This window comes from Klebsiella sp. HMSC25G12 (genome assembly GCF_001807705.1).
In the GTDB taxonomy this organism is placed as follows: Bacteria; Pseudomonadota; Gammaproteobacteria; order Enterobacterales; family Enterobacteriaceae; genus Klebsiella; species Klebsiella variicola.
In genome coordinates this window covers 42,020-66,877 of sequence record NZ_KV789911.1, presented here as the reverse complement: position 1 = coordinate 66,877, position 24,858 = coordinate 42,020, and the positions used below count along the sequence as shown (strand labels likewise).

The 24,858-nt window shown below is 55.9% G+C and carries 24 protein-coding genes; 11 read left to right on the top strand and 13 right to left on the bottom strand.

Annotated features, from left to right (window positions below; genetic code table 11):
* Positions 1-350: 350 nt before the first annotated feature.
* The 6 genes from HMPREF3096_RS22030 to tolA all read left to right on the top strand — a co-directional run bounded on the left by HMPREF3096_RS22030 (position 351) and on the right by tolA (position 5,652).
* Positions 351-1,097: an ATP-binding cassette domain-containing protein gene (locus HMPREF3096_RS22030; RefSeq protein WP_004198552.1), complete on the top strand. Its 747-nt coding sequence runs from the start codon at positions 351-353 to the stop codon at positions 1,095-1,097.
* Positions 1,098-1,115: 18 nt separating this feature from the next.
* Positions 1,116-2,117, top strand: coding sequence for an ABC transporter permease (locus tag HMPREF3096_RS22025; protein ID WP_016161045.1), 1,002 nt, complete (start codon positions 1,116-1,118; stop codon positions 2,115-2,117).
* A 3-nt stretch (positions 2,118-2,120) separates the two neighbouring features.
* A complete protein-coding gene (locus HMPREF3096_RS22020) occupies positions 2,121-3,200 on the top strand; it encodes a phosphotriesterase family protein (protein WP_008804866.1) in 1,080 nt (359 codons plus the stop codon).
* Between the two features lie 14 nt (positions 3,201-3,214).
* Positions 3,215-3,970 (top strand): glutamine amidotransferase, encoded by a 756-nt coding sequence (locus tag HMPREF3096_RS22015; RefSeq protein WP_023297626.1) that lies wholly within the window; start codon positions 3,215-3,217, stop codon positions 3,968-3,970.
* Positions 3,970-5,112, top strand: coding sequence for a M20 family metallopeptidase (locus HMPREF3096_RS22010; protein ID WP_012968216.1), 1,143 nt, complete (start codon positions 3,970-3,972; stop codon positions 5,110-5,112). Before HMPREF3096_RS22015 ends, HMPREF3096_RS22010 begins: the two co-directional genes overlap by 1 nt.
* A gap of 111 nt (positions 5,113-5,223) precedes the next feature.
* Positions 5,224-5,652 carry a cell envelope integrity protein TolA gene (gene tolA / locus HMPREF3096_RS22005; protein WP_008804864.1) on the top strand — a complete coding sequence of 143 codons (429 nt, stop codon included), beginning with the start codon at positions 5,224-5,226 and terminating at the stop codon, positions 5,650-5,652.
* A 104-nt stretch (positions 5,653-5,756) separates the two neighbouring features.
* Here tolA and ahlK read toward each other — a convergent pair whose 3' ends face one another.
* The gene (ahlK, locus tag HMPREF3096_RS22000; RefSeq protein WP_004218740.1) at positions 5,757-6,551 is read right to left on the bottom strand and encodes an N-acyl homoserine lactonase AhlK; all 795 of its coding nucleotides are present in this window, start codon (positions 6,549-6,551) and stop codon (positions 5,757-5,759) included.
* Positions 6,552-6,711: 160 nt separating this feature from the next.
* Between ahlK and HMPREF3096_RS21995 the strand changes: the two genes are divergently transcribed.
* Positions 6,712-7,599, top strand: coding sequence for a LysR family transcriptional regulator (locus HMPREF3096_RS21995; protein WP_070544601.1), 888 nt, complete (start codon positions 6,712-6,714; stop codon positions 7,597-7,599).
* A 41-nt stretch (positions 7,600-7,640) separates the two neighbouring features.
* Here HMPREF3096_RS21995 and HMPREF3096_RS21990 read toward each other — a convergent pair whose 3' ends face one another.
* Positions 7,641-8,543, bottom strand: coding sequence for a LysR family transcriptional regulator (locus HMPREF3096_RS21990; RefSeq protein ID WP_070544600.1), 903 nt, complete (start codon positions 8,541-8,543; stop codon positions 7,641-7,643).
* 103 nt (positions 8,544-8,646) lie between these two features.
* Between HMPREF3096_RS21990 and HMPREF3096_RS21985 the strand changes: the two genes are divergently transcribed.
* Positions 8,647-9,855 (top strand): MFS transporter, encoded by a 1,209-nt coding sequence (locus tag HMPREF3096_RS21985; protein ID WP_023322626.1) that lies wholly within the window; start codon positions 8,647-8,649, stop codon positions 9,853-9,855.
* A 57-nt stretch (positions 9,856-9,912) separates the two neighbouring features.
* Here HMPREF3096_RS21985 and HMPREF3096_RS21980 read toward each other — a convergent pair whose 3' ends face one another.
* From HMPREF3096_RS21980 to HMPREF3096_RS21945, 8 genes are all read right to left on the bottom strand, one after another.
* Positions 9,913-10,533 (bottom strand): LysE family translocator, encoded by a 621-nt coding sequence (locus HMPREF3096_RS21980; protein WP_023322627.1) that lies wholly within the window; start codon positions 10,531-10,533, stop codon positions 9,913-9,915.
* Positions 10,534-10,718: 185 nt separating this feature from the next.
* On the bottom strand, positions 10,719-11,825 hold the full coding sequence (locus HMPREF3096_RS21975; RefSeq protein WP_023322628.1) for a PTS fructose transporter subunit IIC: 1,107 nt from the start codon (positions 11,823-11,825) through the stop codon (positions 10,719-10,721).
* Between the two features lie 42 nt (positions 11,826-11,867).
* Positions 11,868-12,179, bottom strand: a complete 312-nt coding sequence (locus tag HMPREF3096_RS21970; protein ID WP_004179922.1) for a PTS fructose transporter subunit IIB — start codon at positions 12,177-12,179, stop codon at positions 11,868-11,870.
* A gap of 56 nt (positions 12,180-12,235) precedes the next feature.
* Positions 12,236-12,706 (bottom strand): PTS sugar transporter subunit IIA, encoded by a 471-nt coding sequence (locus HMPREF3096_RS21965; protein WP_012968206.1) that lies wholly within the window; start codon positions 12,704-12,706, stop codon positions 12,236-12,238.
* A 113-nt stretch (positions 12,707-12,819) separates the two neighbouring features.
* Entirely contained in the window at positions 12,820-13,500 is a 681-nt protein-coding gene (gene alsE / locus HMPREF3096_RS21960) for a D-allulose 6-phosphate 3-epimerase (RefSeq protein ID WP_012968205.1), read from the bottom strand.
* 23 nt (positions 13,501-13,523) lie between these two features.
* Entirely contained in the window at positions 13,524-14,786 is a 1,263-nt protein-coding gene (locus tag HMPREF3096_RS21955) for a PTS ascorbate transporter subunit IIC (protein ID WP_023322629.1), read from the bottom strand.
* 30 nt (positions 14,787-14,816) lie between these two features.
* Positions 14,817-15,083, bottom strand: a complete 267-nt coding sequence (locus HMPREF3096_RS21950; protein WP_012968203.1) for a PTS sugar transporter subunit IIB — start codon at positions 15,081-15,083, stop codon at positions 14,817-14,819.
* Between the two features lie 11 nt (positions 15,084-15,094).
* Positions 15,095-15,532 (bottom strand): PTS sugar transporter subunit IIA, encoded by a 438-nt coding sequence (locus tag HMPREF3096_RS21945; protein WP_070544599.1) that lies wholly within the window; start codon positions 15,530-15,532, stop codon positions 15,095-15,097.
* Positions 15,533-15,748: 216 nt separating this feature from the next.
* Between HMPREF3096_RS21945 and HMPREF3096_RS21940 the strand changes: the two genes are divergently transcribed.
* The gene (locus tag HMPREF3096_RS21940) at positions 15,749-16,801 is read left to right on the top strand and encodes a LacI family DNA-binding transcriptional regulator (protein ID WP_032730998.1); all 1,053 of its coding nucleotides are present in this window, start codon (positions 15,749-15,751) and stop codon (positions 16,799-16,801) included.
* 36 nt (positions 16,802-16,837) lie between these two features.
* Here HMPREF3096_RS21940 and HMPREF3096_RS21935 read toward each other — a convergent pair whose 3' ends face one another.
* A complete protein-coding gene (locus tag HMPREF3096_RS21935) occupies positions 16,838-17,758 on the bottom strand; it encodes a LysR family transcriptional regulator (protein ID WP_023322632.1) in 921 nt (306 codons plus the stop codon).
* Positions 17,759-17,862: 104 nt separating this feature from the next.
* Between HMPREF3096_RS21935 and HMPREF3096_RS21930 the strand changes: the two genes are divergently transcribed.
* Positions 17,863-18,528 (top strand): SDR family NAD(P)-dependent oxidoreductase, encoded by a 666-nt coding sequence (locus HMPREF3096_RS21930; RefSeq protein ID WP_070544598.1) that lies wholly within the window; start codon positions 17,863-17,865, stop codon positions 18,526-18,528.
* 124 nt (positions 18,529-18,652) lie between these two features.
* Positions 18,653-19,291, top strand: a complete 639-nt coding sequence (locus tag HMPREF3096_RS21925; protein WP_023322633.1) for a hypothetical protein — start codon at positions 18,653-18,655, stop codon at positions 19,289-19,291.
* 42 nt (positions 19,292-19,333) lie between these two features.
* Here HMPREF3096_RS21925 and atzF read toward each other — a convergent pair whose 3' ends face one another.
* Together atzF and uca are read right to left on the bottom strand one after the other, a co-directional pair.
* Positions 19,334-21,130 (bottom strand): allophanate hydrolase, encoded by a 1,797-nt coding sequence (gene atzF / locus HMPREF3096_RS21920; protein WP_070544597.1) that lies wholly within the window; start codon positions 21,128-21,130, stop codon positions 19,334-19,336.
* The gene (gene uca, locus HMPREF3096_RS21915; RefSeq protein ID WP_070544596.1) at positions 21,127-24,732 is read right to left on the bottom strand and encodes an urea carboxylase; all 3,606 of its coding nucleotides are present in this window, start codon (positions 24,730-24,732) and stop codon (positions 21,127-21,129) included. The genes atzF and uca overlap by 4 nt, the downstream gene beginning before the upstream one ends.
* Between the last annotated feature and the right edge of the window lie 126 nt (positions 24,733-24,858).

Below are 24,858 nucleotides of genomic sequence, written 5' to 3'. Positions count from 1 at the left end.
CTTTTGGCGCAAAAAACGATCAATTAACAATTTATTCACTATAATCAGTAAACCGGTTTACCGGATTGTATTCAATTAAGTGTATTGAATACATAAGGTTAAGTTACAGGGCTGCTGTGTGGTTCCTGCCCTGGCACGGATGCTGCAATGTTCTTACTGGCGAACAAATATCTTACATAGCGTTTGTCCTGACTGCCCTGGCGAGTGCTCTATTCCGCAGGTAAACCGGTTTACTAGATTGTAAACCGTGTCGGATAGAGTTTCTCCCGCAGGATGGCGAACATTTTCCCGGCCACAGCGATGGGAGTTATCAGATGCAGCAGCCACAAACTACCCCGCCAAGGGTAGAGATGATCAATATCACCAAGACCTACGGGTCGATACGCTCATTGCGCGGAGTCAACCTTGAGCTGGCCCCGGGCGAAGTGCTGGGCTTAGTGGGCGATAACGGCGCGGGGAAATCCACCCTGACCAAAGTGCTCTCTGGCGCGGTGATCCCCTCCAGCGGCACGATTCGTATCGACGGTGAACAGCAACAGTTTACGAATCCGGCCGATTCGCGCCGTTGCCATATCGAGATGGTCTACCAGGATCTGTCGCTCTGCGACACGGTCGATGTCGCGGGCAATCTGTTTATGGGCCGTGAGCCGATGAAATCGGTCCTCGGCATCCCCTTTCTCGACGAGGCCAAAATGCACGCCGATGCCAGAGAGATGCTTAAAGGGCTCGGGATCTCCATTCCGGATACTCGCCTGCTGGTGCGAAATCTCTCCGGCGGCCAGCGCCAGGCTATAGCCATCGCCCGCGCCGCGGCCTTTGACCCGAAAGTGCTGATTATGGATGAACCCACCGCCGCGCTGGCCGTCGCGGAAGTTGAAGCGGTTCTGGAGCTCATTCGCCGCGTTTCCGCTCGCGGGGTGAGCGTGATTCTGATTACCCACCGCCTGCAGGACCTGTTCCTGGTCTGCGACCGGATCATGGTGATGTATGAGGGTACTAACGTCGCCGACAGACGGGTGTCCGACACCAGCCTGAGCGATATCGTTAACCTGATTGTGGGCGAAAAATTCACCGCCCGCTCTGCGGCAGCACATTGAGGTAACAGGATGAGTATCATGAACTTAAGCAGCTCCCGCATGATCCAGCATTCGCTGCCGCGCCGCCTGCTGCATAACCACTCAGGCGTGGTCAGCATCGCGCTCTTTTTCGTCTTCTGCTGCGTGGTGTTTTCGCTGATCACCAGCAACTTTCTCACCGGCACCAACTGGCTCAACATTATCCGTCAGAGCGCCCCGCTGCTGATCGTCGCGACGGCAATGACTCTGGTCATTACCACCGGCGGTATCGATCTGTCGGTAGGCTCCACCCTGGCGCTGGTCGGCGCACTCTCCGCTATCGCTCTGAATAACTGGGGGCTGCCGTGGCCGGTGGTACTCCTCGGCGGCCTGCTGCTCGGCGGATTCGTTGGCGCCATCAACGGCTTCTTTATTGCCTATGAAGGCATTCCGGCGTTCATCGTCACGCTCGCCACCCTGGCCGTAGTTCGCGGCATCGCGCTGCTGGTCACCCAGGGCTACTCGATTCCGGTGCCGGCTGACAGCCTGTTTACCTTTATCGGACGCGCGTGGGTAGTTGGTATCCCCATGCCCGCGCTGATCGGCATGATGATACTGGTGATCGGGCATATCGTTCTCAACCATATGCGCTTTGGCCGCTACGTGACCGCTATCGGCGCCAACGCCGAAGGCGCGCGGCGCAGCGGCATTAACACCAAAGCGGTCACCATGAAGGTCTATATCATCAGCGGAATGGCCGCCGCGCTGGCGGGGATGATCATTACCGCACGCCTCGGCAGCGGCTCTTCCAACCAGGGCGAAGGCTTTGAACTGCAGGTCATTGCTGCCGTTGTGCTAGGCAGCACCAGTCTGTTTGGCGGCTTCGGGACTATTATTGGCACGCTGCTGGGCGCGCTGTCGATTGCGGTCATTCAGAACGGGCTGATCCTGTCGCATATTTCGCCGTTTTACACCCAGATAGCCACCGGCACCATTATCCTGCTGGCTATCTGGCTGAACACCCGCATTCTCAACCCGACGCGCTCCGCGGCAAAAGGATAGCTGATGAAAGGATCAATTTTTCGCCATCCCTCCCCGCTGCCGGTTGGCGTCAGCAGCGGTTACGTAATGACTGTGCTTGGCCCACTACCGATTAACGAAATGGGCGTTACTCTGATGCATGAGCATATTCTGCTGGATGCCTCCGGCAAATGGGTGCCGCCCTGCTGCTGCAGCGATCGCCGTCTTGCCGAAATGCCGGTGAAAATGGAAAACCTTGGCGAACTGTCGCTTAACCCGCTGATGAGCCGCGATAACTGTCAGCTGTTTGATGTCGACGTTGCGATTGACGAGCTGACTAAATTTCGCGCCCTTGGCGGAGAAACGGTGGTCGACCCGACCAATATCGGCATTGGCCGCGATCCGAAAGCGCTGGCGCGCATCGCGCGTCTGACCGGTCTGAATATCATTATGGGGACCGGGCTCTATCTGGAACCTTCGCACCCTGAGTGGGTAAAAATCAGCAGCGTCGAACAGCTGACCGAACGGCTGATTTACGATCTTGGCGGCGCGGAGGAGAAACCGGAGGTGCTCGCAGGACTTATCGGCGAAATCGGTATCTCCAGCCGCTTTACGCCGGATGAGGAGAAATCCCTGCGCGCTGCGGGTCGGGCCAGCGCCGCGACCGGCGTGCCGATCGAGGTCCATCTGCCTGGCTGGGAGCGGCTGGGCCATCGGGTGCTGGATATTCTCGAGCAGGAAGGCGCCGATTTACGCCATACCGTGCTGTGCCATATGAATCCCAGCTTTGCCGATAAGCGCTACCAGCGCGAACTGGCGCAGCGCGGGGCGTTTCTCGAATACGACATGATTGGCATGAGCTATTACTACGCCGACGAGTCGGCGCAGTCGCCCTCCGACGAGGAGAACGCCCGCGCGATCCGCGAGCTGATTGACGACGGCTACATCCAGCAAATTCTGCTGTCGCAGGACGTCTTCCTGAAAACCATGCTCACCCGCTACGGCGGCCACGGTTATGGCTACATACTCAAGCATTTTGTTCCCCGTCTGCGGCGCCACGGCGTCAGCGGCGAACAACTTGAAACCTTAATGATTGGAAACCCCCAGCGGGTCTTTGGCGGATAAAAGGAAACGTCATCATGCAGAAAAAAATCTTACTGGTCGGTGAGTCCTGGACCAGCACGTCAACGCACGTTAAAGGCTTCGACCAGTTTGCCACCGCCACCTGGCACACCGGCGCAACGGACTTTCTGGCCGCGCTCGCCGACAGTCCCTATGCCATTACCTATATGCCCGCCCACGCGGCGGCGACCGACTTTCCGCTGACGCTGGAAGCGCTGCAGGAGTGGGATGCGATTATTCTCTCGGACATTGGCGCCAATACGCTGCTGCTGCATCCGGACACCTGGCTGAAGAGCCGCCGAACCGCCAACCGTTTAACGCTCCTGCATGATTACGTGGCCGGCGGGGGGGCGCTGATGATGATCGGCGGCTATTACAGCTTCCAGGGAATCAACGGCGGCGCGCGCTACCGCCATACCGCGGTGGAGAAAGTGCTGCCGGTACGCTGCCTGGCCTGGGACGATCGCATTGAAACCCCGGAAGGCTGCTATGCCGAAGTGACGGAATCTCACCCCCTGTTTAACGATATTCCGGGCGAATGGCCGTGGCTGCTGGGCTATAACGAAGTTGAAATGCACCCGGAAGGCAAACTGCTGGCGAGCGTGGCCGGTACCGGTCATCCGCTGTTGGCTGTTCGCGAATATCAGCAGGGTCGTTCGCTGGTGTGGACCAGCGACATGTCGGCGCACTGGCTGCCGGAAGAGTTTGCCAAATGGCCCGGCTATCGCCAGCTATGGATTAACTGCCTCGACTGGCTGACGGAACGCCGCTGATGACCACGACCCTTGAGCTCGCCCGGCAGCTGCTGGGCTTTAACACCATCAACCCGCCAGGCAGCGAAGCCGACTGCATGCGGTTCTTCGCCGACTGGCTTGACGAGAGCGGTTTTGAGGTTTCGCTGTCGTCGTTCGGCGAGGGACGCTGCAATCTTATCGCCAGCCTTCCCGGGGCGAAGAGCGGTAAACCGCTGGCCTTTACCGGACATCTGGATACCGTCCCGCTGGGAAATGCCCGCTGGCAGTACGATCCTTTTGGCTCGCAGATGGAAGATGGGCGTCTTTATGGCCGCGGATCCAGCGATATGAAAGCGGCGATAGCGGCGTTTGCCGTCGCCTGCGTTCATCAGCGGGAAGCGATCCTCGCCGGACGCGGCGCGGTATTGCTGATAACCGGCGGAGAAGAGACCGGCTGCGACGGCGCGCGGGCGCTGATCGCCTCCGCAACGTTGCCGGAGGTGGGCGCGCTGATCGTCGGTGAACCCACCGCCAACTATCCGGTTATCGGCCATAAAGGCGCGCTCTGGCTACGCTGCGAAACGCGGGGGAAAACCGCCCACGGCGCGATGCCGGAGCTGGGGATCAATGCTATCTATCTTGCGGCGGATGCGTTGGGTAAGATTCAGCATTTTTCGCCAGGCGCGCCGCATCCGCTAATGAAGCAACCCACCCTCAACGTCGGACGCATAGAAGGCGGACTCAATATTAATTCCGTACCGGACCGCACGCGTTTTGATGTCGATATCCGCAGCGCGCCCAATTTACAGCACGCCACTATCCGGGAGCGCTTGACGACGCTGCTTGGCGAAAGCGTCACCGTCTCCACGCTGGTCGACCTGCCCGCCGTCCTCAGCCGGGAGGATCACGCGTGGATTAAGCAGGTTTACCAACGCTGTCAGCCGCTGCACGCTGAGCCGATTGCGCCGCGCGTGGTGCCCTACTTTACCGACGCCTCGCTGCTGCTGCCTGCATTGGGCGATCCGCCCTGTATTATTCTCGGCCCCGGCGAGCCGTCGATGGCGCATCAAACCGACGAGTACTGCCTGCTCAGCCGACTGGCGGAGGCAGAACAGCTATACGGTGACATTATTCGCGACTGGATGGCATCACCGCCCGCGACGAAAGTAAAAAATGAGTGACACTGTCACTGAAAGCGCGTGCCATGCATTCAGCGTTTGAATAATTTCGCGGAATAACAGAGGATAACCGCCTCGTACACGACGGTATCCCCACCAGCAAGGAGGCTTAGCATGTCCGTGAAAACCAACGCTGTGCTCGTTTGCACCCTCTCTTTACTTCTTTCCGCCTGCTCGGGTGGTGCTTCTGCGCCGGACAGCGCCGAAGACGCTAAAATATCGGCTGAAGTGGATAAGATACTTCGCGATTATCAAACGGGTTCCGATACTTCACCCCAGGCCAATGCCTCACGCTATCTGGCGCGGATCCAGGCGGCTATCTTCGCTAACATAGACCAGCCGGCCTCCTGGCAAGGGCAAAAATGCTCGGTGCGCTTTACGCTACAGCGTGACGGGACAGTGCAGGATCCGACGGTCGAGAGCGGCGATCGGCCATTCTGCGCGCAGGTGATGTCCGCGCTGAAAAAAGCCAACATTCCGCCCGCGCCAGACGAAAAAACCTATCAAACATTCAGTCATGTCGTGCTGGACGTGAAGCCCTGAGCTTGCCCGCAGAAATGGCCCCGGCCATCACCAGGGCCATTTCGAACAAGATAAGCTGACAGCCCTTCTTAACAGACGCTTTTTGGCGATCAGCGAGGAATGATTCAATAGTAACAGGCTGGCGCAAGCCTGTTTTTTTTCCATTCTTCAGGATCGTGGCCGGGTATGAATACCGCATGATATCGCTCGGTAAGCTGACGCAGCTTTCGCACTGACTGAGCGACATCAGTAGCAGACGTCATTAGCCCCGGGAGCGCCTTCTCATGGTAATGATCTAAGGTATAAGCCGCATCAATCGCTAGCGTAAAATTTGTACCACCGGGTAAGCGGATAAGAAAAGATTGATGGCCTGGTGAATGCCCTGGGGTGAAAATACACTGCAGCGTGCCATCACCGTAAAGGTCATAGTGATCATCGGACAACCCGTTCAGAAATAGCCAGTTAAGTTGGGGACGATCGAAATCGCGTCGGCAATAGGCTCCCGAAGTAAACCAGTCAGGGGCAAAGGCATATTCATACTCTTGCCTCTGGACAACATGCGTAGCATGGGGGAAGCGACCAATTGCTCCCGTATGATCAGAGTGCAAATGGGACAGGACCACATAGCGGATATCCTCAGGAGCAATGCCAATCCTCTTAAGTTGTTCCACGCAACCCTGTTCTTCTGACATCACCGGTTTAAACTGCTCTACAGCACTTCCCCAATAACCGCTGGGATCTTTCAATCCTTCGACAGCCAGACCGCCGTCAATCAGCGTAAACCCATCCGGATGGGTCAGCAGAAACCAGGGAACAGGGATCTCATAATGCTCTCCCACGCCCTGATTCATCCGGATATGCTGATATCGACAATGCTGTGTTCCTGACTGGAACATGAAAAGCTTTATCTCTGGCATCATTATTTTCCACTAATAAATCAATTAAATAGATTGAAATTTAGCCTGACTCAGGCCTTGAGTCTGGATTTTTCATCATTTCGCAGGAAAGCAGTAGATGCCTGTCCCCACTTACATTTATCGGTAAAGCCAATATAATTGGTGAATGGATCTCTTCTCAGCAATGCGCATATTTATCAGGGTGGTTGAACGGGGCAGCATGTCGGCTGCAGCCCGCGATCTCGGCATTGGCCAGCCCGCCGTGAGTGAAAGAATAGAAAAACTGGAAGCACATCTTGGGACACGTTTGCTTAGGCGCAACACGCGTAACATGTCTCTAACGCACAGCGGTAACGTGTTTTATGAGCGAAGCAAAACGGCCGTTCAGGCGGCAGAGCATGCTCTTTCTGTGAATGAGGAAAATCAGGGGCTGCAAGGCAAAATCCGTATTGCCGCGCCCTATTCCGCCGGAGAAAGCCTGCTGATGCCTGCATTGTTGCAGCTTCAGAACGAGCATCCGGAGCTGCAGGTCGATGTCATTTTTAACGACCGCGTCATCGATCCCGTCACCGAGGGGGTCGATTTATCACTGAGGTTAGGTGATGTCTCCGAAGGCTTTTTTGTCGCACGTCCGCTTGGCGCCGTGCGCAGAGTGCTAGTGGCCTCTCCGGCTCTGCTGGCGAAAATGGGTCATCCTGACACGCCGGATGCGCTGACAGATTATCCATTTGCTGCTGTTTCCGGTGTATTCGCCAGTAATCGCATTCAATTGGTCGCTTCCGAAGATCAACTCATTAATGTTCCCGTCAATATTCAATTTCAGTCAACGCACTGGCGGAGTGTCCTCTCCTGGTTATTAGCGGGACATGCCATTGGTGTTTTGCAAAGTCCGGTTTGCAGAAAAGAAATGGAACACGGCGCGCTCATCCCCCTCTTAAGCCACTATCCGATCCCGCCATTTAGTGCCTGGTTGCTCCATCCACCGGCTGGGATGATGTCGTATGAAACGCGAATTTGTGCCTCCCTACTGGAGGGCTATCTCAGAGATTTGTTGCTTGAGCCGGCCGGCTGAATAAAACAGCGCCGCCCTGGCGCGCTGAAGATGGCCTCTTGTTAATGACTCAATCTCTGATGCATGAAATCAATAAGCGCTCTTGTTTTTGCCGGCAAGTAACGCCGATCTGAATACAGAGCGAATAATTGCAAGGGGGCTGCCGATTGTTCAAATCCAATCTCGATTAACCGCCCATCATCAATATAGGGTTGGCAGGCTTGTTTCGACAGGATGGCAAAACCGACACCTGAGATGGCCGCCCGCCCTGCCATCTCTCCGCTGTTGACCCGATAACGACCGTTAACCTTGATCGTCTCGAATCCGCCCTTTTTATTCACAAACTGCCAGGGAGCGCCTTTAAGCGCATTCACCGTTGTAATACAGGGTAACTCTTCAAATTGCTGTATTCGAGAAGGCGTGCCATAACGCTGGATGACGGAGGGGGCCGCAACGATGGTGCAAGGGATTGTCACCAGATGACGGGCGATGTAGTCACTGTCATCCATCTGACCACGGCTAACAATGACAGCTAAATCCAGATCATCTCGCAGGGATTCATAACCCGACAAATTTGTGACGCAACTTATCTCCAGGTCCGGATGCTGACAGGCGAAATCAGCAACAACAGAGCCCAGCAATACAGGACCGATTTCATTGGGAATACAGATACGTAATGGCCCCTTGAATTGCATTTGTCGCAACGTTAATTCGGTTTCAGTTTGCTCAAGTGCTTCCAGTAATGGCTTCGCCCGGGTATAGAGTAGATGCCCAGCCTGTGTGAGTTTCATATGTCGGGTACTGCGCTCAATGAGCTGAAGGTTCAGTTTGTCTTCTAACTGAGAAATGCAACGGCTCACATTTGATGTCGGCATTTCCAGGGCTTTCGATGCCCCCACAAAACTGTCTCTTTCCACCACAGCAATGAAGATTTTCAGCGCATTAAAGTCAAGAACTGGCCGCATCAACTATCCCACATATGATAATAATGAGTGCCATTTTTACCATCTAATCGACAAGTTTGATAGCAGTTAAGCTAGGATATCTTTCATCCACAGGTCGCTTGCTATGCCACTGGTCGCCACAACATTTAATCAAAAGACGCTCATTCGGATTGCTATGGTAATCGCTTTTGTCCAGTTTACTAATGCGCTGGAATATATGATGTTCAGCCCTGTTTTTACATTTATGGCTGCAGATTTCGCTGTTCCCGTCACCTTCTCAGGCTATGTATCCGGTATGTACACATCTGGAGCCGTCCTGTCGGGAATTATCGCCTTTTACTGGGTTGACCGTTGCAATAAGAAACGTTTTTTAATCGCTAATATGGTACTGCTAGCCATGGCGACACTGTTGACGACATTGACCACCAGTTTCCCTCTTCTTCTTACATTGCGCTTCTTCGCAGGACTGGTTGGCGGTACGACAATGGGGGTGGGGATCACTATTTTGATAAACCACACGCCGGCTGACTTGCGCGGAAAAATGTTGGCGACGGTGATTGCGTCATTTTCGATGGTCAGCATCGTGGGGATGCCCGCTGTACTATTTTTGTGTACTCATTACGGTTGGCATGTCGCGTTGTGGTTAATCTGTACACTGTGTTGGTTGGCATTGCCGCTGATCGTCTTCATCATCCCTCAGGATCCCGTCACTTTCGACACGTCCCACGCGCTGCCCCTCGATGTAGATACTTTACTGTTTGCTTCCGGTAATGCGCTGGTACAGTTTAGTCCAATGCTGATCATTCCTGTTCTGGCGCCATTAATGACGCAGCTGTTGGGGGCTTCTCAAGGTCTGCTGCCCTGGTTGTTCTTCGGCGGGGGTCTGGCGGGGTATCTGTCTACCAGAATGACAGGCGCATTAACCTCTCGTTTTTCTGCTTTGAGTTTGGCGACCGGGTCGACCCTCGTTTTTATCCTGAGCTTGCTGATACCCCTCCTGGGCTATCCGCATCCGGCGCTATTTATTACGTTGTTTCTCGGCTCAGCTTACAGTCGTCTGGTGTCATCGTCGGCGGTGACGATTCAGTTTCCTGATAACAACCAACGAGCGGGATTCTCTTCATTACAGACATCCATGATGTATCTGATGACGACTGCCGCATTTTTCCTGTCTGCTTTTTTGTTACCCGACCATCGCATGGCGCTACAAAATATGGACACGCTGTTGGCGGTATGTGCAATTACCGCATCAGGAACCCCAATTATTGTCATCGTTTTGCAAAAGAAACTGGCTAAGCGTACGTTCGAGCCCGATCGTTACAGCACTGAGTAGTACTCCACGGGTTGCTCATTTTTTAAGACAAAAACAGGGGCATACGCCCCTGCGTGACTACCGCCGACTCATGGCCAGCTTCGCGGCAAACAACAGAAACAGGCAGCCGGTTGTCCGATCCATCCATTTCACCACGGCTGGTTTTTTCAGGATGCCGGCGGCATAGCGAGTGGCGGTAATCAGCGTTAACGACCACAGCGTCCCTATCAATACATGGATGGTGACCAGGAGAAAGGTCCAGTTGATCGGTGAATGCCCGGCAGGGATAAACTGGGGCAAAAACGAAACGTAGAAGACGCCCATTTTGGGGTTAAGCACATTCCCCAGCATCCCACGCAGGAACCAGTTACTCGTGGAATCTGATTCGGTCGGGTTGGGGTTAAATTGCTGGCGTGGGCGCAGGAGCAACTGGATGCCCAGCCAGCAAAGGTATCCTGCTCCGCACCATTTCAATAAGGTATAAGCCAACTCAGAAACCGCCAGTAGCGCACCTAAACCAAAGGCCACCAGCGCGCCCCAGATAAAGCATCCAAGATCAATGCCTAACGCGGCATGCAAGGCTTTGCGTCCCCCTTCAGCGGTCGCCGTGCGGAGAATAAGAGCAGTATCAAGACCTGGCGTCAGGGTAAGCAGTGTGGCTGCGAGGGTGTAAGCAAGAAGTGAATCAGTGACGAGCATTTCCTGTCTCCGAAAGAGACAAGGCTACTGAAGCATTCACATTTTTGCAACAACAATGTTCACCCTGCTCCACTTTTACCCAGCCGTCTACCTGACGCAACTCAGCCCATAACTAAGGACCCCTCGGTTATGGGCTGATTTGCAGGACTAGCTCAACGCCATTGATAAAATAATACAGGGGTAAGTTAGCTCACTTTAATATCATCAAGGTCGATATCCTCTTCTTCGTGATCATGAGTAACCAGCACATCACGCGGAATATCTTTTTTGATGACAGCATAAACCGTGGCGGTAACAACAATATTCACCAGCAGGGCCATAATGCCAGCCATCGGGTGTGACATGGTGGGGATCATCAGTACCCCACCAAAAGGCACCGTGGCATCCGCACCATACACCATGGTGACTGCGCCACCGCACGCGCCACCGATGGCCGCGGCGGCGATACCGCGGACGATATCGTTCATGACGATCGGGATAGAGCCTTCAACGATATTAACAATCCCCATTGGAACCGCCGATTTTAAGGTTTCCACTTCTTCACTGTTATAGATGTTCTTACGCAGAAGCTTAGCAATGAAGAAAGCCAGGCCGAAACCAATAGGCGTTGCGGTGTTAACTAACTGAAGCGCGGTAATCGGCTCATTTATTCCCTGCGCCTGCAGCGTGAGAACGAAGGCAAAGCATGTCTTATTAAGCGGGCCGCCAAAGTCAACAATACACAGAGCGCCTATCACTGCGCCCAACACAAGATTCGATGACGTGCCCATACTTCTCAGGAAAGATGTCAGCGCTTCCGTAAAGATACCGATAGGCGTACCAATGATATAGACCATAATCAGGCAGCTGATAATGGAGGCAAAAAAAGGCACGATCAACGTTGGCATCAAACCGCGAGCCCAGTCAGGCACCTTGACGTTTTTGATGATCGCCAGCGCGATATAGCCGGCAATGTAGCCACCGATCATCCCGCCGATAAAGCCTGCGCTGATGGTGTTCGCCGCCAGCCCGACAACAAATCCTGGTGCGATGCCCGGCTTGCCAGCAATCGAGCCGGAAATCCCCACCGCAATGACTACCGGCAACAGCCCAAGCGCCTTAGCGCCCAGAGTGGCCATCGCCTGCCATAAATCAAATTGCCCCGGCGTTAACGTGTCCTGCACCGTTCCACCAAGCCCCATACCGATGGCAATAATAAATCCAGCACCACAGACAATGGGGATCAGAAATGAGATAGCGGTCAGCAGATGTCCTTTAGGATTTGCTGCTTGCCATATTTGTTTTAGAGAAATAAATTACGCCCTTAAGTATAGAGTCAGCAGGCCGAAATAAAATTATGAATTGACTATTTCACTGAGTTTTTCAATTAGCTTATTAGGGGATTTCACTGCCGTTTCCGTGGCGACTTTGACCACTTTCTTACCCGCAAACCGTTCTTCTCCCGTCACTTTAACATCCGCGGCAAGCAGAACAATATCTGCCATGGCAATCTCATCAGCGGTTAACTGATTCTCAATGCCGATGGTCCCTTGGGTCTCGATTTTAACGTTATGACCGGCTTTTTTCGCGGCTGTTTCAATTTTCTTTTGAGCAATATAGGTGTGTGCAATCCCCACCGTACAGGCGGTAACTCCGACAATATTCATCACGATTCTCCGTTAATTCATTTAATAAGATATAAAAGAATGTTAACAACTACATATTACGCTTCGGTGCTTTCAGTTTCTGAATTGAAAAGCGCAATGATTTTATATGGATCAGATTCAACCAGTAATTTAGCGATAATGTCTTCGTCGGCCAGTGACCCGGACACTTGCGCTAACAGGCGAATATGAGTGGCATTTTGATCCACCAGGCAAACCGCAAATAAAATAATACAGCGAACATCGCTGCCATCCATGGTCTCCCAGGGAATGGTATGTTGCGTGCGTCCGATGGCTAATGCGGTACGGGAAACACCGGAAGATTTGCCATGCGGGATCGCAATATGATTTTCAAAACCGGTAGAGCCTTGCTCCTCACGTAACCAGACATCACGAATAAAGTCCTCCTTATTAGTCACCGCACCATCCTGTACTAGTAAATCGGTGAGTTCTTCTATCACCTCTTCTTTCGTTCTGGCGGTCATATTTAACTTGATGTTTTTAACATTAAGCACTGTCGAAATATCCATAATTCACCCGCATTCATATAGAGTGGTCGTTGAATAACAGAGCAGGCATCGCTGGCGTGATGCAGGTCTTTTAATTTTTTATAAATATATGCTGTGGTTCGTAAAAAAATTAATTAGGCAGCGACGGTTTCACGCTGGAAAATCTCGATCATTCTGTCCCATGCCTGGCTGACATCCTCATGTAGAGAAAACAGACCCGATGTCCCTACGATAAAGACATCCACACCGGATTCGGCAATCTGGCCAAACGTTTTTGCATTGCAGGAGCCATCAATTTCTGTCAGATAGTGATAGCCATTATTTTTGCGCATACTGATGAGCTTTCTTATCTTGTTCAGCGATTCAGGAATAAACTTTTGTCCGGCATAGCCCGGATCAACTGACATGACCGTCACTTTATCCAACAGGTGCGCATATTCAGCAATACTTTCAGCCGGTGTCGCCGGGTTCAACACCACCCCGCATTGCTTGCCTGCATCCTTGATCTGATTCAGCAGGCGGAAAATTTTGTTATTCGCCGTCTCGGGATGAAAGCTAATGATATCGGCGCCGGCCTCGAGACACATGGGAATAATATCTTCCGGATGGTTCACCATCAGATGGACATCGATGGGAACGGTAGTGATTTTTTTCAGGTTCTCAATAAAAAAGGGAGACAGTGTGATATTGCGGACGTAATTACCATCCATTATATCAACGTGATAAAAATCCGCTTTTTTATTCATTGCCGTGATCTGTTCTTTGAACTGCGTTAAATCCATGCACATCAGTGAGGGTGAAAATTTCGCGCTCATAAACCATCTCCGATAATAAACAGTTAGTTAAACATTGCGATAATGTGCCCCAGAACGATGCCGACAACGCCAAAGTCTGCATCGCCAAAGGTTGTAGAACTCAGGCCCATGTCTCCCATCATTGGCAAAAGGATGGCCGGCAGGAACGAAATGAGCAGGCCGTGGGCAAATGCCCCCACCACTGCCCCGCGACGTCCGCCAGTGATATTGCCGTAAACGCCAGCCGTTGCCCCGCAGAAGAAATGAGGAACCAGCCCCGGGACGATGACGCTCAAACCGAACAGCGGGCAGAGAAACATGCTGACCAGGCCCGCGACAAAGCTTGCGAGAAACCCGACGATGACGGCATTTGGAGCAAAGGGAAACACCGTCGGGCAGTCGAGCGCCGGCTTCGCATCTTTCACTAATTTGTCTGCAATACCTTTAAACGCTGGCACAATTTCGGCAATCACCATCCGCACACCGGCGAGGATGATATAAACCCCCGCAGCAAAAGTGAGGGACTGAATAATGGCGAAGATAATAAAATTCTGACCGGCACTCAGTGTCTCCTCGACAAAGGTTTTGCCCGCGACGACCACCAACACCAGGAACAGAATCATCATAGTGAGAGAGATGGCCACCGACGAGTCGCGAAGAAAATTGAGTGACTTAGGCACTTTAATTTCTTCAATCGAGGGGCTACCTTTCCCGACGACTTTGCCCACCAGCGCGGAAAGCAGATAACCAATAGAGCCAAAATGGCCGAGAGCCAGATCGTCGGTATTGGTAATTTTACGGGTAAACGGCTGCAAGATCGCCGGAGAGATCACCATCATCGCGCCGAGAATCACCGCCCCGATGGCCACCACCCACCCCCCCGACAATCCCCCGACTGACAAGATCACCGCCAGCATCGCTGCCATATAGAGCGTGTGGTGGCCCGTTAAAAAGATGTACTTTAATGGCGTCAGACGCGCCAGGGCGATATTGATCAACATGCCCAACACCATGATTGTGGCGGTTTCCGTGCCATAATTCTTCTGCGCCAGCGCGGCCATCGCGTCGGTGTTAGGGACCACCCCCTGAATATGAAATGAATGTTCAAACAGCTGGCTAAAAATGGTTAATGTATAGGCAATGATACCGGCGCCTGCCGTTAAAATAACAAAGCCCATGATGGTTTTCAGTGTTCCTGAAATAACATCTGAAATTCCTTTTTTTTGCAACAGCAGACCGATCAGAGAAAACAATCCAACCAGAATTGCCGGTGTCCCTAACACATCATAAATAAGGAAATGAAGCATATTAAACTCCACGGTTCAGAAAGCCGTTGCTTAAATGTGTTCTGCTAAAATCTCTTTGATTTTATTGTTGTCGAGTAAATTACTTAATCCAACAACCTTTGCGGAATGACCAACTAAATGTTCGGCAATATCGTTGGCGCTCAGAATAAGGTCCGCCGTTTCGCTTTTCGCTGACGTCAGGTCGGTATGCGCGACTTCAGCCTCTTTATTCATTTCGGCAAGAATTTTTTTGACATTCATTTCAACGATAAAGCTGCTGCCTAAACCATTGCCGCAGACGATGAGTACTTTTTTCATTCTCTTTTCCTTCAGTCAATAACAGCCTGAATTGCCTTAATATCATCGGCTTTTAACAATCGTTCTAGCTTTTGCTGATCGCTAAAGAGTTCTGCCAGTTCACCGATCATCGTGATATGTTCATTCCCGGAACGAGCGCATAGTATAATAATCACGTATACCGGGTCGTTCTCCGTTGAGCCAAATGATATGCCCTCTTTAATATGAAGGAGCGATAATCCATTCCTCAATGCACCTTGTTCAGGGCGGGCATGGGGCATTGCTAATCCCGGGGCTAATAGATAATAAGGCCCAAGTTCTTCATGGCTTTTCAAAATCGCCTCAATATAGTGCTCTGCCATATACCCCTGCGCCAGCAAAGGTTCTGCTGAGAGTCGAACGGCATTTTTCCAGTTATCTATTGAGTTAATGACATTAATTTTATCCGGGGTTAACCAGTCTCTAATCATATGCACTCCCGAGGGGTCCCATGTGCTGAACTATAAACAGCTAAATAAAATGCAACTGTGATACACCTCCCAAAGTTAGCGCTAACAAGCAAAAATGTTAAAAATGAGTTACCGCTAACACTGGTTATAATGTGCTTTCCCCCTCGCTGTGGTAAGTTATAATGTGTATCAACGATTTACTTTTGTTACTTTTTATTTTTCAAACGGTTGGTGATCCTGGTGAAGAGTCTAGACGCAGACAATAGCCCGAAAGAAAAACGTCGTAAGGGAACTGGGAAGATAACCCTGACCGAAGTGGCTGAGTTTGTCGGCGTGAGCGCCATGACCGTCTCGCGTGCGCTGAGAATGCCTGAAAAAGTCAACCCTGACCTTCGCGACCGTATTGATGCGGCAGTAAGCCAACTCGGCTATGTCCCCAATCTCCAGGCGCGTAATCTGGCGTCGGTCCATTCCGATCTCATTCTGGCCGTCGTCCCCACCTTCTCTTCGCCAGGTTTTTTGCCGGTGTCGGAGGCGTTACAAAAGATCCTGACTGAACGCGGCTATACCATGATGTTTATGGAATCCGGTCATGACGGCCAAAGCGAACAAAAAACGTTTGAAAAAATGCTCGCCTATAACCCGGCAGCGATTATTCAGTTTAATATCGACACCATTGAGAGCTGTACCCAGCTGCTGGCCAACGTAGATGTGCCTATCCTGGAAATTGGCGCGTTAAATACGCAGTCTGTTGGCATGTGCATCGGTGTGGATTACGGTAAGGCTGTGAAACAGATCGTGACCCACCTGGCGGACGCCTCATTAAAAAATATCGCGTTACTGTGTACCCCGGCCAACAATACAATGTTTCGCCAGCTCCTGAGCGGCTGGAATACGGCGATGCTGGCCCTTAACCGTTCTCCGCATCGGGTAGTGACCACTCATTTGCCTTCCACCATTGCCACAGGGGTGAATATTTTCAAGGATATGATGATCACCTGGGGCGATCTGGATGCGCTAATTTGCACATCGGATGAAATGGCGTGTGGATGCATGATGGCCTGCCACAGCGCCGGGATCAAAGTGCCCAATACCGTAGCCATTGCGAGTTTAGGCGGTGGGGTATTATCGACAGTCTGTTCCCCTGCCCTGACAACCGTTGAATTTCCCTGGCATGACATTGGGGTGAAGGCCGGGAAAGCGCTTCTCGACCTGCTCAACGATAAGCCTTGTGAAAAGTTTATTGAAATTCCGTCAGTACTCAAAGTCCGGGCCAGTACCGCGGTATAACCGCCATCCGTGGCCTGCTCTATCGGCACCCCCCGCTTATCGCTTCAACTCGTCCTGCCACAGCGGGGATGACGCCAGCTGCTGGCATACCGCGTCGATAAATACCCGGGTCTTGGCGGGAACCAGCGTGCCGGGCGGCATCAGGGCATAAACGCTAACCCGCGCCGCGCTGCGCCAGTCGGGCAGCACGCGGACCAGTTCCCCGCACTGCACCGCCTGATTAACCATCCATCCCGGCAGCAGTGCGATCCCGGTTGCGCGAATGACCGCCGTCAGCAGCGCTTCACTGATATTGGTGGTGAGGGGGCCAGCTGGCGTCACCTGGATATGCTCCCGACCATTCTCGAGGATCCAGTAGGGCCAGTCCGGATGGTGGGTAAAGCCGAGGCACCAATGGGCTGCCAGTTGCTCAGGATGAGTCGGTTCACCGTAGCGTTGCAGATAGGCCGGCGAAGCAATCAACTGGCTGCGAAATGCCCCCAGCTCGCGCCCGGTTAAGGTACTGTCCCGCAGGTTTCCCAGGCGGATCACCGCATCAAACCCCTCCGCGACAATATCGACTCGTCGATCGAGAAAATGGGCATCAAGGCGAATATCCGGATACGCCTGCAGGAAATCAGGAAACATCGGAGCAATCAGCTCCCGGCCAAAGGTCACCGGCAGCGAGACCCGTAACGTTCCCTGCGGGGTGGCAGCAAAGTCCCCGACTTCCCGGCTGGCGGCGCTGAGCTCATCCAGCGCCGTGCGGGCGCGCTGCAAAAACCAGGTTCCGGCTTCAGTCAGCGTTACGCTACGGGTGGTACGCACCAGCAACCGGACGCCCAGTTTTTTCTCAAGGTGGCTGACCCGGCGGGAAATCACCGATGCATCCCGGTCCAGCCTGAGGCTGGCCCCGATAAAACTCCCTGCCTCAGCCACACAGACAAACGCCATCAGCTCATCAAAATCATCGAACATGATTCCTGCACCCTGCACATTAATCATTTGCAAATAAGGCTAATTATCAGCGATCTGTTGGTCTATTAACATAGCGGCTCTTCAACCTACAGTGAGAGCAGCCTATGAAAACGTTTTTGAGTATTGGGTCCGGTCCTGGGATGGGAATGGCGACGGCCTCACGGTTTGCCGGTGAGGGATTCCGGGTGGTGCTGTCCTCTCGCAGTAAAAGCAATGTGGCGGCACAGGCCGACCAGCTGAGAGCGGCAGGATTTGCCGCGGAAGGCCGCGTGGCGGACGCCAGCGATATCACCAGTATCGCGGAACTCATTCGTGAGGTAGAGGTGGAAACCGGCGGTGTGGATGTGCTGCATTTCAACGCCGCGGCCATGCATGACGGTAATCTGGAGACCCAGTCGATGGCAGGCTTCATTCAGGATCTCACCACCAATATTGGCGCGGTATATGCCGCCATCAAAGCGGTCACTCCGCGGATGGCCGCGCGTGGAGAAGGCGCGATCCTGCTGACTGGCGGGATGTTTGCCACTCAGCCCCACCCGGAGTATCTGACGCTGAGCGTCGGCAAAGCCGGGCTGCTTAACCTGACGCATGGCCTTTTCCCGGTATTGAAAGCGCAAAATATTCATCTTTCCATCGTGACGGTGGGGGCCTACGTCACGCCGGGTTCCGCCGAAGCCCGGGAGATTGCCGATCTGTTCTGGCAGCAATACCGCCAGCCATCCGCGCAATGGACAGCGGAAGCGTTTTATCCCGTCCCACACCATCAGTAACCTTCCCCGGCCGTCGCCTGGCGTCCGGGAGCCATCGCCTGGACGTGCGGAAGAAACGTCATCCATCGCTTGCTTTCCCTGTCACCTCGGATCAGGATACGACGATATTCATGGAGGCTATGTGATGAAATATTTTATCGGTATGGCGGTGACGTTATTGTTAAACACGCCGGTGCTGGCGGCGGGCGAGCTTGAGATTAACCAGTCTCCCCTGACGCTGGTGTTGAGCGATCAGAATCAGGCACGGGTCTCTTCCTGTGCCGATTTCATTGCGCTGCGTAAAGCGGGAGAGACCGTCGATGCGCTGCCCGGGCTTTCCGACCCGGATGGCCGTGCGGCGGAAGCGGCGTTATTCTCCTGCTGGCTACAGGCCTACACCATCGATCATACGTTATTCCCCTCTGCTGCGCCGAAACCAACCCTGGCTGAGGTGGTTCAGCACTTTCCTGCCAGTGCGGCGTTTATCGTCAGTGATGACGAAAAGCAGGACGTCGCCAAAAACTATGTGGGGAAAACCATCGCCGACTATACCCCGGACCTGAAAGCCAGAGACGATCGTCTGGAATCAGCGGCCAGCGCCAGCGGTTATGTGCTGGATGAGTATTATGCGTTTACCGATAAGCAAGGGCATCAGCTCAACATTGTCGCTCTGGTGGGCTACGCCATCGGCGGTACGGCAAGCGTGAAAAGCTACTATCGCATCGATGACACGCACGCCCGCGTCTGGAGCGTCACCCTGCTCGATGAGAACAGCCCGTTATAAGCGAGGGTTCCCTCTGCGGCGCTACCGCAGAGGATGTTCCGTTTACCTGGTAAGCCACTGACGCCAGCCGCCCCAGGCGGTGATCTCCGTGGCATCTCCCAGCCCGGCGGCTTCGCAAATAAAGCCCGTCACCCATCGGCCGTCGGCCAGCTCAACCTGTCCCAGCCCCAGCGGCGCGGGAATAGCGGCCAGCAGCGACCCCACCTCGGCGCTGGGTATCTCCCAGACTTCCACCGCTATCGCCGCGCCGTCGCGCTCGTCACGCACCATCGCCGGGCGCTTGCCATCCGCGAGAGCGTACAAACGATAGCGTGGCGCGCTGTGGGTCGCCTGCAGCAACCGACCGCCCCGCGCCAGCAATTGACCGTTTAAGGGCAGACCGGCCAGATGCGCACCGCATACCGCCAGTGCCATCCGGTCATGGCCTGCGGAATGCGCAGGCGGCGGGCTCTCCAGCCGCGCGCCGCCTGCCAGCGGCAGCCGCTCCGCGCGCTGGAAGGCGTCGGCCAGGCTCAGCAAATACTGATCGGTAAACGCCCGGCCAAACAGCGTGACGCCGGAGGGCAATCCGTCAGGCATAAACCCGCACGGCACACTCACCGCCGCATAGTCCAGCAGGTTCATAAAGTTGGTGTAGTAGCCCAGATCGGCGTTGCGGGCGATCGGCTCCGCCGCCAGCTCGTCGAGCGTCACCGGGCGCGGAAAGGTTGGCGTCAGCACGCAGTCCAGCGTATCAAGGATGGCATCGCACTGCGCTTTATACCCCTGCAACTGATACATCGCCTTAAAGGTCGCCGTCGCGTCGATAGCAGGCGCTTTCGCCAGCACGTCGCGAATCACCGACAGCACGGCATCCGGCTGCTGCTCAATCAGCGGCCCGGCCACCGCATAGCGTTCAGCAACCCACGGTCCGTCATACAGCAGGCGGGCGGCGGCCAGAAATGGCGCGAAATCGATCGCTACCGGCGCGCCGCCGAGCGCCGTCAGCCGCTGCACGGCCTGGGCGAACAGCGCTTCGCTGGCGCGGCAACCGAGGAAGTTCAGCGTCTGCGGAACGCCAAAGCGAAACCCGGCGGACGGCCTGCCAAAGGCCTGCCGGCTGTTCCACTGGGGATTGCGGCGGCTGTAGCTATCCTGCGGATCGGTCCGGGCAACCAGCGCCAGCAGTTGGCTGGCCTCGTCGGCGGTAGCGCTGAAAAAGGTCACACAGTCCAGCGTGCGACAGGCAGGGACGACCCCGGCGGTGGAGATCACCCCTTTCGTCGCTTTCAGCCCCACCAGGTTATTCAGCCCGGCCGGAACGCGACCGCTGCCGGCGGTGTCGGTCCCCAGCGCGAAGCTGGCGACACCCAGGGCTACCGCCAGCGCGGAGCCGGCGCTGGAGCCACCGGAGGGGTAAGCCGGGTGGTACGCGTTGCGGCAACGTCCGTACGGCGAACGGGTTCCGTTCAGGCCGGTGGCAAACTGGTCGAGATTGGTTTTGCCCACCGGCACGGCTCCCAGCGCAATCAGCTGCGCGACAATGGTCGCGCTTTGCGTCGGCCGGTATGCAAACGCCGGGCAGGCAGCGGTCGTGACGATCTCAGCAAGGTCAATATTGTCTTTGATCGCGAACGGCACGCCGTACAGCGGAAGCGTCTCTGGCGAATGGCCTTCCAGCGCCGCGAGAAACGGCGCCTGCTCCGCTTCGCTCAGGAGATGGATAAACAGATTAAATTCGGGATTCAGCGTTTCCGCCCGCTGGCGGATCGCCGCCAACAGCGCCCGCGGGGTGGTGTTGCCGTTACGATAGTTCGCCGCCAGGGTCGCCAGGCGTAAATCAAACGTCTGCTGCATCATGCCTTCTCCTCAATAATCACTGCCACCCGTTGCCCGGCACGCACCGCGCTGCCTGGCTGCACATTGACCTGCTGAACCCTGCCATCGCACGGCGCCAGCAGCGGGATCTCCATTTTCATCGACTCAAGCACCACCAGCACATCACCGGCGCGTACCTGGCGGCCCACCGCGGTCTGTACCTGCCACAGATTACCGGATACCGGGCTTTCCACCCCCTGCTCGCCCGGCTGCAGCGGCGCATCGCCCGTTTCTTCTGCGGCGCTCTCCTGACTGTCGAAATGGGCCTGGCCGCTGGCGATCCAGCGATCGCGTTCGGCGTTAAACGCCCGCTGCTGATGGTCGCGAAACGCGTCAATGCTCTGCGCCTCGCGAGCGAGAAATTGCTGGTATTCCGCCAGCCGCAGCGTGCTGTGTTCGATGCGCAGCGGATAGCGACCGAGCGGGAAATCGCGGCGAATCTCCAGCAGTTCATCGGCCGAAACCGGATAGAAACGCAGCTGATCGAAAAAGCGCAGCAGCCACGGCTTGCCGGCAAAATCGGCCACCTCGTGATAGCGATTCCACATCTGCAGAGTGCGGCCGACAAACTGATAGCCGCCCGGGCCTTCCATGCCGTAGACGCACAGATACGCCCCGCCGATGCCCACCGAGTTTTCCGCCGTCCAGGTTCGCGCCGGGTTGTACTTGGTGGTGACCAGCCGATGGCGCGGATCAAGGGGCGTGGCCACCGGCGCGCCGAGATAGACATCGCCGAGGCCCATCACCAGATAGCTGGCGTCAAACACCGTGTTCCATACGGCCTGCTCATCCGGCAGATCGTTTATCCGGCGAATAAACTCGAGGTTGCTTGGGCACCACGGGGCGTCCGGGCGGACGGTGGTCATATATTTGTCGATCGCCTTGCGGCAGGCCGGATCGTCCCAGGAGAGCGGGAGATGCACGACCCGCGTTGGAACCTGCAGATCATCGCTCATGCAGACCGTGGCCCACTCCCCGCTGACCCACGCCAGCAGGGTCTCCAGCGCCAGCGTTTCCGGCTGGAAATGCAGCTGCAGCGAGCGGATCCCCGGCGTGATATCGATGATCCCTTCCCGGGCTTGCCCTTCAAGGGCCTGCATCAGGGCATGGATGCGAAAGCGCAGCACCAGATCCAGCTCCGCCTCACCGGCCTCCAGCAGCAGATGGGTATCACCGGAGAGGCGCGCCACCAGGCGTTTGTCGGCGTCACCGCAGGTCATCACCACCGGCGAGGTGAGCGGCACAGGCTGCCAGGCAACGTCCTGCGCCTGCAGGGTCGCCAGCTCCGCGCGACGACCTGCCGCCAGCCGCCGGGCGGTGGGGACGTCCACCGCCACAAAGCGCACTTTATCCCCCGCCTTAAGCTGGCCCAGTTGCCAGAGATCGGCTTCGATAACCGTGACCGGGCAGACGAAGCCTCCGAGGCTTGGGCCGTCCGGCCCGAGGATCACCGGCATATCGCCGGTAAAATCCACGGCCCCCACGGCATAGGGGTTGTCATGAATATTCGACGGATGCAGCCCGGCTTCGCCGCCGCTGTCACGGGTCCAGACCGGCTTAGGCCCGATCAGGCGCACGCCGGTGCGGCTGGAGTTAAAATGCACTTCCCAGTCGGTGGCAAAAAAGGTCGCCATATACGCCGGGGCAAAGAACTCCGGCGCGCCGTGGGGACCATAAATCACCCGCAGCGTACGGACGTCCGTCAGCGCGGTGCGCAGCCCTGCGGGAAGCGCCGCGCCTTCCCCTGTCTCAACCAAAGGCGCAAGATGCAGCACGTCGCCAGCGCGTAGCGCCCGTCCGCCGTGGCCGCCAAACTGGCCGAGGGTAAAGGTGCTTTTACTGCCCAAATAATCCGGTACCTGAATACCGCCGCGCAGGCAGAGATAGCTTCTGACGCCTGGTCCGTTTATTGCCCCCAGCCTGAGGGTCGCCCCCGCCGGAATAGTGAATACGCAGTTCATGTCCTGCCCGGCGCCATCGAGCGTGACGGTGAGCGGCGCGCCGCAGACCACCGCCTGTACGGCGGTATTAAATTTCAGGGTGGGTCCGCTAAGGGTGATCTCCAGCGCGGCGTCACCCTCGGCATTGCCCAGCAGACGGTTGCCCAGGCGCAGCGCCCGGTCATCCATCGGGCCCGAAGGCGGTACGCCCACCGCCCAGTACCCCAGACGTCCCGGATAGTCCTGGACGCTGGTCTGGGTGCCAGCGCTCAGAACCTCCACGGTATCGGCCCGGTAGCGCAACTGCTCCAGGCAGCGGGTCCAGGGTTCTCCGGCGGTAAACGGCGCAAAGCCGAGGATCTGCTGCAGGTACAGGCGGTTGGTTTCGACGCCATACAGGCGGGTCTCCGCCAGGGCCTGCGCCAGGCCGGCGATTGCCTCATCGCGGCTGGGGCGCCAGACGATAGCTTTCGCCAGCAGCGGGTCGAAAAACGGCGGCACTTCACAGCCGGCTTCCACCCAGCGGTCGATGCGCAGCGTGGCGCCGTCCGCCGGCGGAAACCAGACGTCGGTTAACAGTCCAGGCGAAGGCTGAAACTGGCGGCCAGGATCTTCGGCGTAAATTCGCGCCTGAATGGCATGGCCCCGGGGCTGTAGCCCGGCGGCCAGCTCGCTCAGCGGCGGTAAATCCCCTGCGGCCAGGGCGATCATCCAGCGTACCAGATCCACGCCCCACACCTGCTCCGTCACGCCGTGCTCCACCTGCAGGCGGGTATTGACCTCAAGGAAATAGAAGCGCTGCGCCGCACTGTCGTAGACAAACTCCACCGTCCCGGCGCTGCGGTAGTTCACCGCTTTCCCGAGAGCAATGGCCGCGCTACACAGCGCCTGCGCCATCCCATCCGGCAGATTCGGCGCCGGGGTCTCTTCAATCACTTTCTGGTTACGCCGCTGCAGCGAGCAGTCGCGCACGCCGAGGGCGATAACCTCCCCCTCACCGTCGCCGAAGATCTGCACCTCCAGGTGACGGGCGCGTTCGATATATTTTTCGAGAAACACCCCGGCGTCGCTGAAGTTGTTTTGCCCCAGCCGCTGCACCGTGGCAAAGGCCTCGCTCAGTTCGCGGGCGTCGCGGCAGACGCGCATGCCAATCCCCCCGCCGCCCGCCGTGCTCTTGAGCATCACCGGGTAGCCCACCGCCTCAGCCGCCCGGCAGGCTTCCTCGCTGTCGGCCAGCAGTTCACTGCCTTCCAGCAGCGGCACGCCCTCCGCCTTCGCCAGCGCGCGAGCGGTATGTTTCAGGCCGAAGGTACGCAGCTGTTGCGGGGTCGGGCCAACAAACGCCAGTCCCGCCGCCTCACAGGCTTCGGCGAAGGCGGCGTTTTCCGACAGAAAGCCGTAGCCGGGATGGATGGCGCGGGCGCCGCTCTGCAGCGCGGCGGCAATGATCTTCTCTACCACCAGATAAGTTTGCGCTGCCGGGCCCTCGCCAAGGCTGAGCGCTTCATCCGCTTCGCGGACGTGCAGACTGCTCAGGTCGGCTTCGGCGTAAACGGCAACCCCCTTCACCTGCATGGCGCGCAGGGTACGTAAAATGCGGCAGGCTATCGCCCCGCGGTTGGCAATCAGTAAGGTATCAAACATAAGCGGAACTCACAGCGTAGCGGGTCGTCCCGCAACAATTCGTCTTTCCCTGAGGTCGTCCCCGGGGGAACCGGCGCTTAAACGTGGCGCGTCGGCGTGTGATTCAGGCGGTCGGCGCGAACGGCG

What these genes read in the sequence shown, in the direction of transcription:
- alsE (WP_012968205.1), bottom strand. Translation starts at nt 13,500, where the DNA reads ATGAGCGCGAAATTTTCACCCTCACTGATGTGCATGGATTTAACGCAG.
- HMPREF3096_RS21965 (WP_012968206.1), bottom strand. Translation starts at nt 12,706, where the DNA reads ATGGATATTTCGACAGTGCTTAATGTTAAAAACATCAAGTTAAATATG.
- HMPREF3096_RS21970 (WP_004179922.1), bottom strand. Translation starts at nt 12,179, where the DNA reads ATGAATATTGTCGGAGTTACCGCCTGTACGGTGGGGATTGCACACACC.
- atzF (WP_070544597.1), bottom strand. Translation starts at nt 21,130, where the DNA reads ATGATGCAGCAGACGTTTGATTTACGCCTGGCGACCCTGGCGGCGAAC.
- HMPREF3096_RS21935 (WP_023322632.1), bottom strand. Translation starts at nt 17,758, where the DNA reads ATGTTCGATGATTTTGATGAGCTGATGGCGTTTGTCTGTGTGGCTGAG.
- HMPREF3096_RS21985 (WP_023322626.1), top strand. Translation starts at nt 8,647, where the DNA reads ATGCCACTGGTCGCCACAACATTTAATCAAAAGACGCTCATTCGGATT.
- HMPREF3096_RS22020 (WP_008804866.1), top strand. Translation starts at nt 2,121, where the DNA reads ATGAAAGGATCAATTTTTCGCCATCCCTCCCCGCTGCCGGTTGGCGTC.
- HMPREF3096_RS21945 (WP_070544599.1), bottom strand. Translation starts at nt 15,532, where the DNA reads ATGATTAGAGACTGGTTAACCCCGGATAAAATTAATGTCATTAACTCA.
- HMPREF3096_RS21990 (WP_070544600.1), bottom strand. Translation starts at nt 8,543, where the DNA reads ATGCGGCCAGTTCTTGACTTTAATGCGCTGAAAATCTTCATTGCTGTG.
- HMPREF3096_RS22030 (WP_004198552.1), top strand. Translation starts at nt 351, where the DNA reads ATGATCAATATCACCAAGACCTACGGGTCGATACGCTCATTGCGCGGA.
- HMPREF3096_RS21980 (WP_023322627.1), bottom strand. Translation starts at nt 10,533, where the DNA reads ATGCTCGTCACTGATTCACTTCTTGCTTACACCCTCGCAGCCACACTG.
- HMPREF3096_RS21995 (WP_070544601.1), top strand. Translation starts at nt 6,712, where the DNA reads ATGCGCATATTTATCAGGGTGGTTGAACGGGGCAGCATGTCGGCTGCA.
- HMPREF3096_RS22015 (WP_023297626.1), top strand. Translation starts at nt 3,215, where the DNA reads ATGCAGAAAAAAATCTTACTGGTCGGTGAGTCCTGGACCAGCACGTCA.
- HMPREF3096_RS21925 (WP_023322633.1), top strand. Translation starts at nt 18,653, where the DNA reads ATGAAATATTTTATCGGTATGGCGGTGACGTTATTGTTAAACACGCCG.
- ahlK (WP_004218740.1), bottom strand. Translation starts at nt 6,551, where the DNA reads ATGATGCCAGAGATAAAGCTTTTCATGTTCCAGTCAGGAACACAGCAT.
- HMPREF3096_RS21930 (WP_070544598.1), top strand. Translation starts at nt 17,863, where the DNA reads ATGAAAACGTTTTTGAGTATTGGGTCCGGTCCTGGGATGGGAATGGCG.
- HMPREF3096_RS21950 (WP_012968203.1), bottom strand. Translation starts at nt 15,083, where the DNA reads ATGAAAAAAGTACTCATCGTCTGCGGCAATGGTTTAGGCAGCAGCTTT.
- tolA (WP_008804864.1), top strand. Translation starts at nt 5,224, where the DNA reads ATGTCCGTGAAAACCAACGCTGTGCTCGTTTGCACCCTCTCTTTACTT.
- uca (WP_070544596.1), bottom strand. Translation starts at nt 24,732, where the DNA reads ATGTTTGATACCTTACTGATTGCCAACCGCGGGGCGATAGCCTGCCGC.
- HMPREF3096_RS22010 (WP_012968216.1), top strand. Translation starts at nt 3,970, where the DNA reads ATGACCACGACCCTTGAGCTCGCCCGGCAGCTGCTGGGCTTTAACACC.
- HMPREF3096_RS22025 (WP_016161045.1), top strand. Translation starts at nt 1,116, where the DNA reads ATGAACTTAAGCAGCTCCCGCATGATCCAGCATTCGCTGCCGCGCCGC.
- HMPREF3096_RS21955 (WP_023322629.1), bottom strand. Translation starts at nt 14,786, where the DNA reads ATGCTTCATTTCCTTATTTATGATGTGTTAGGGACACCGGCAATTCTG.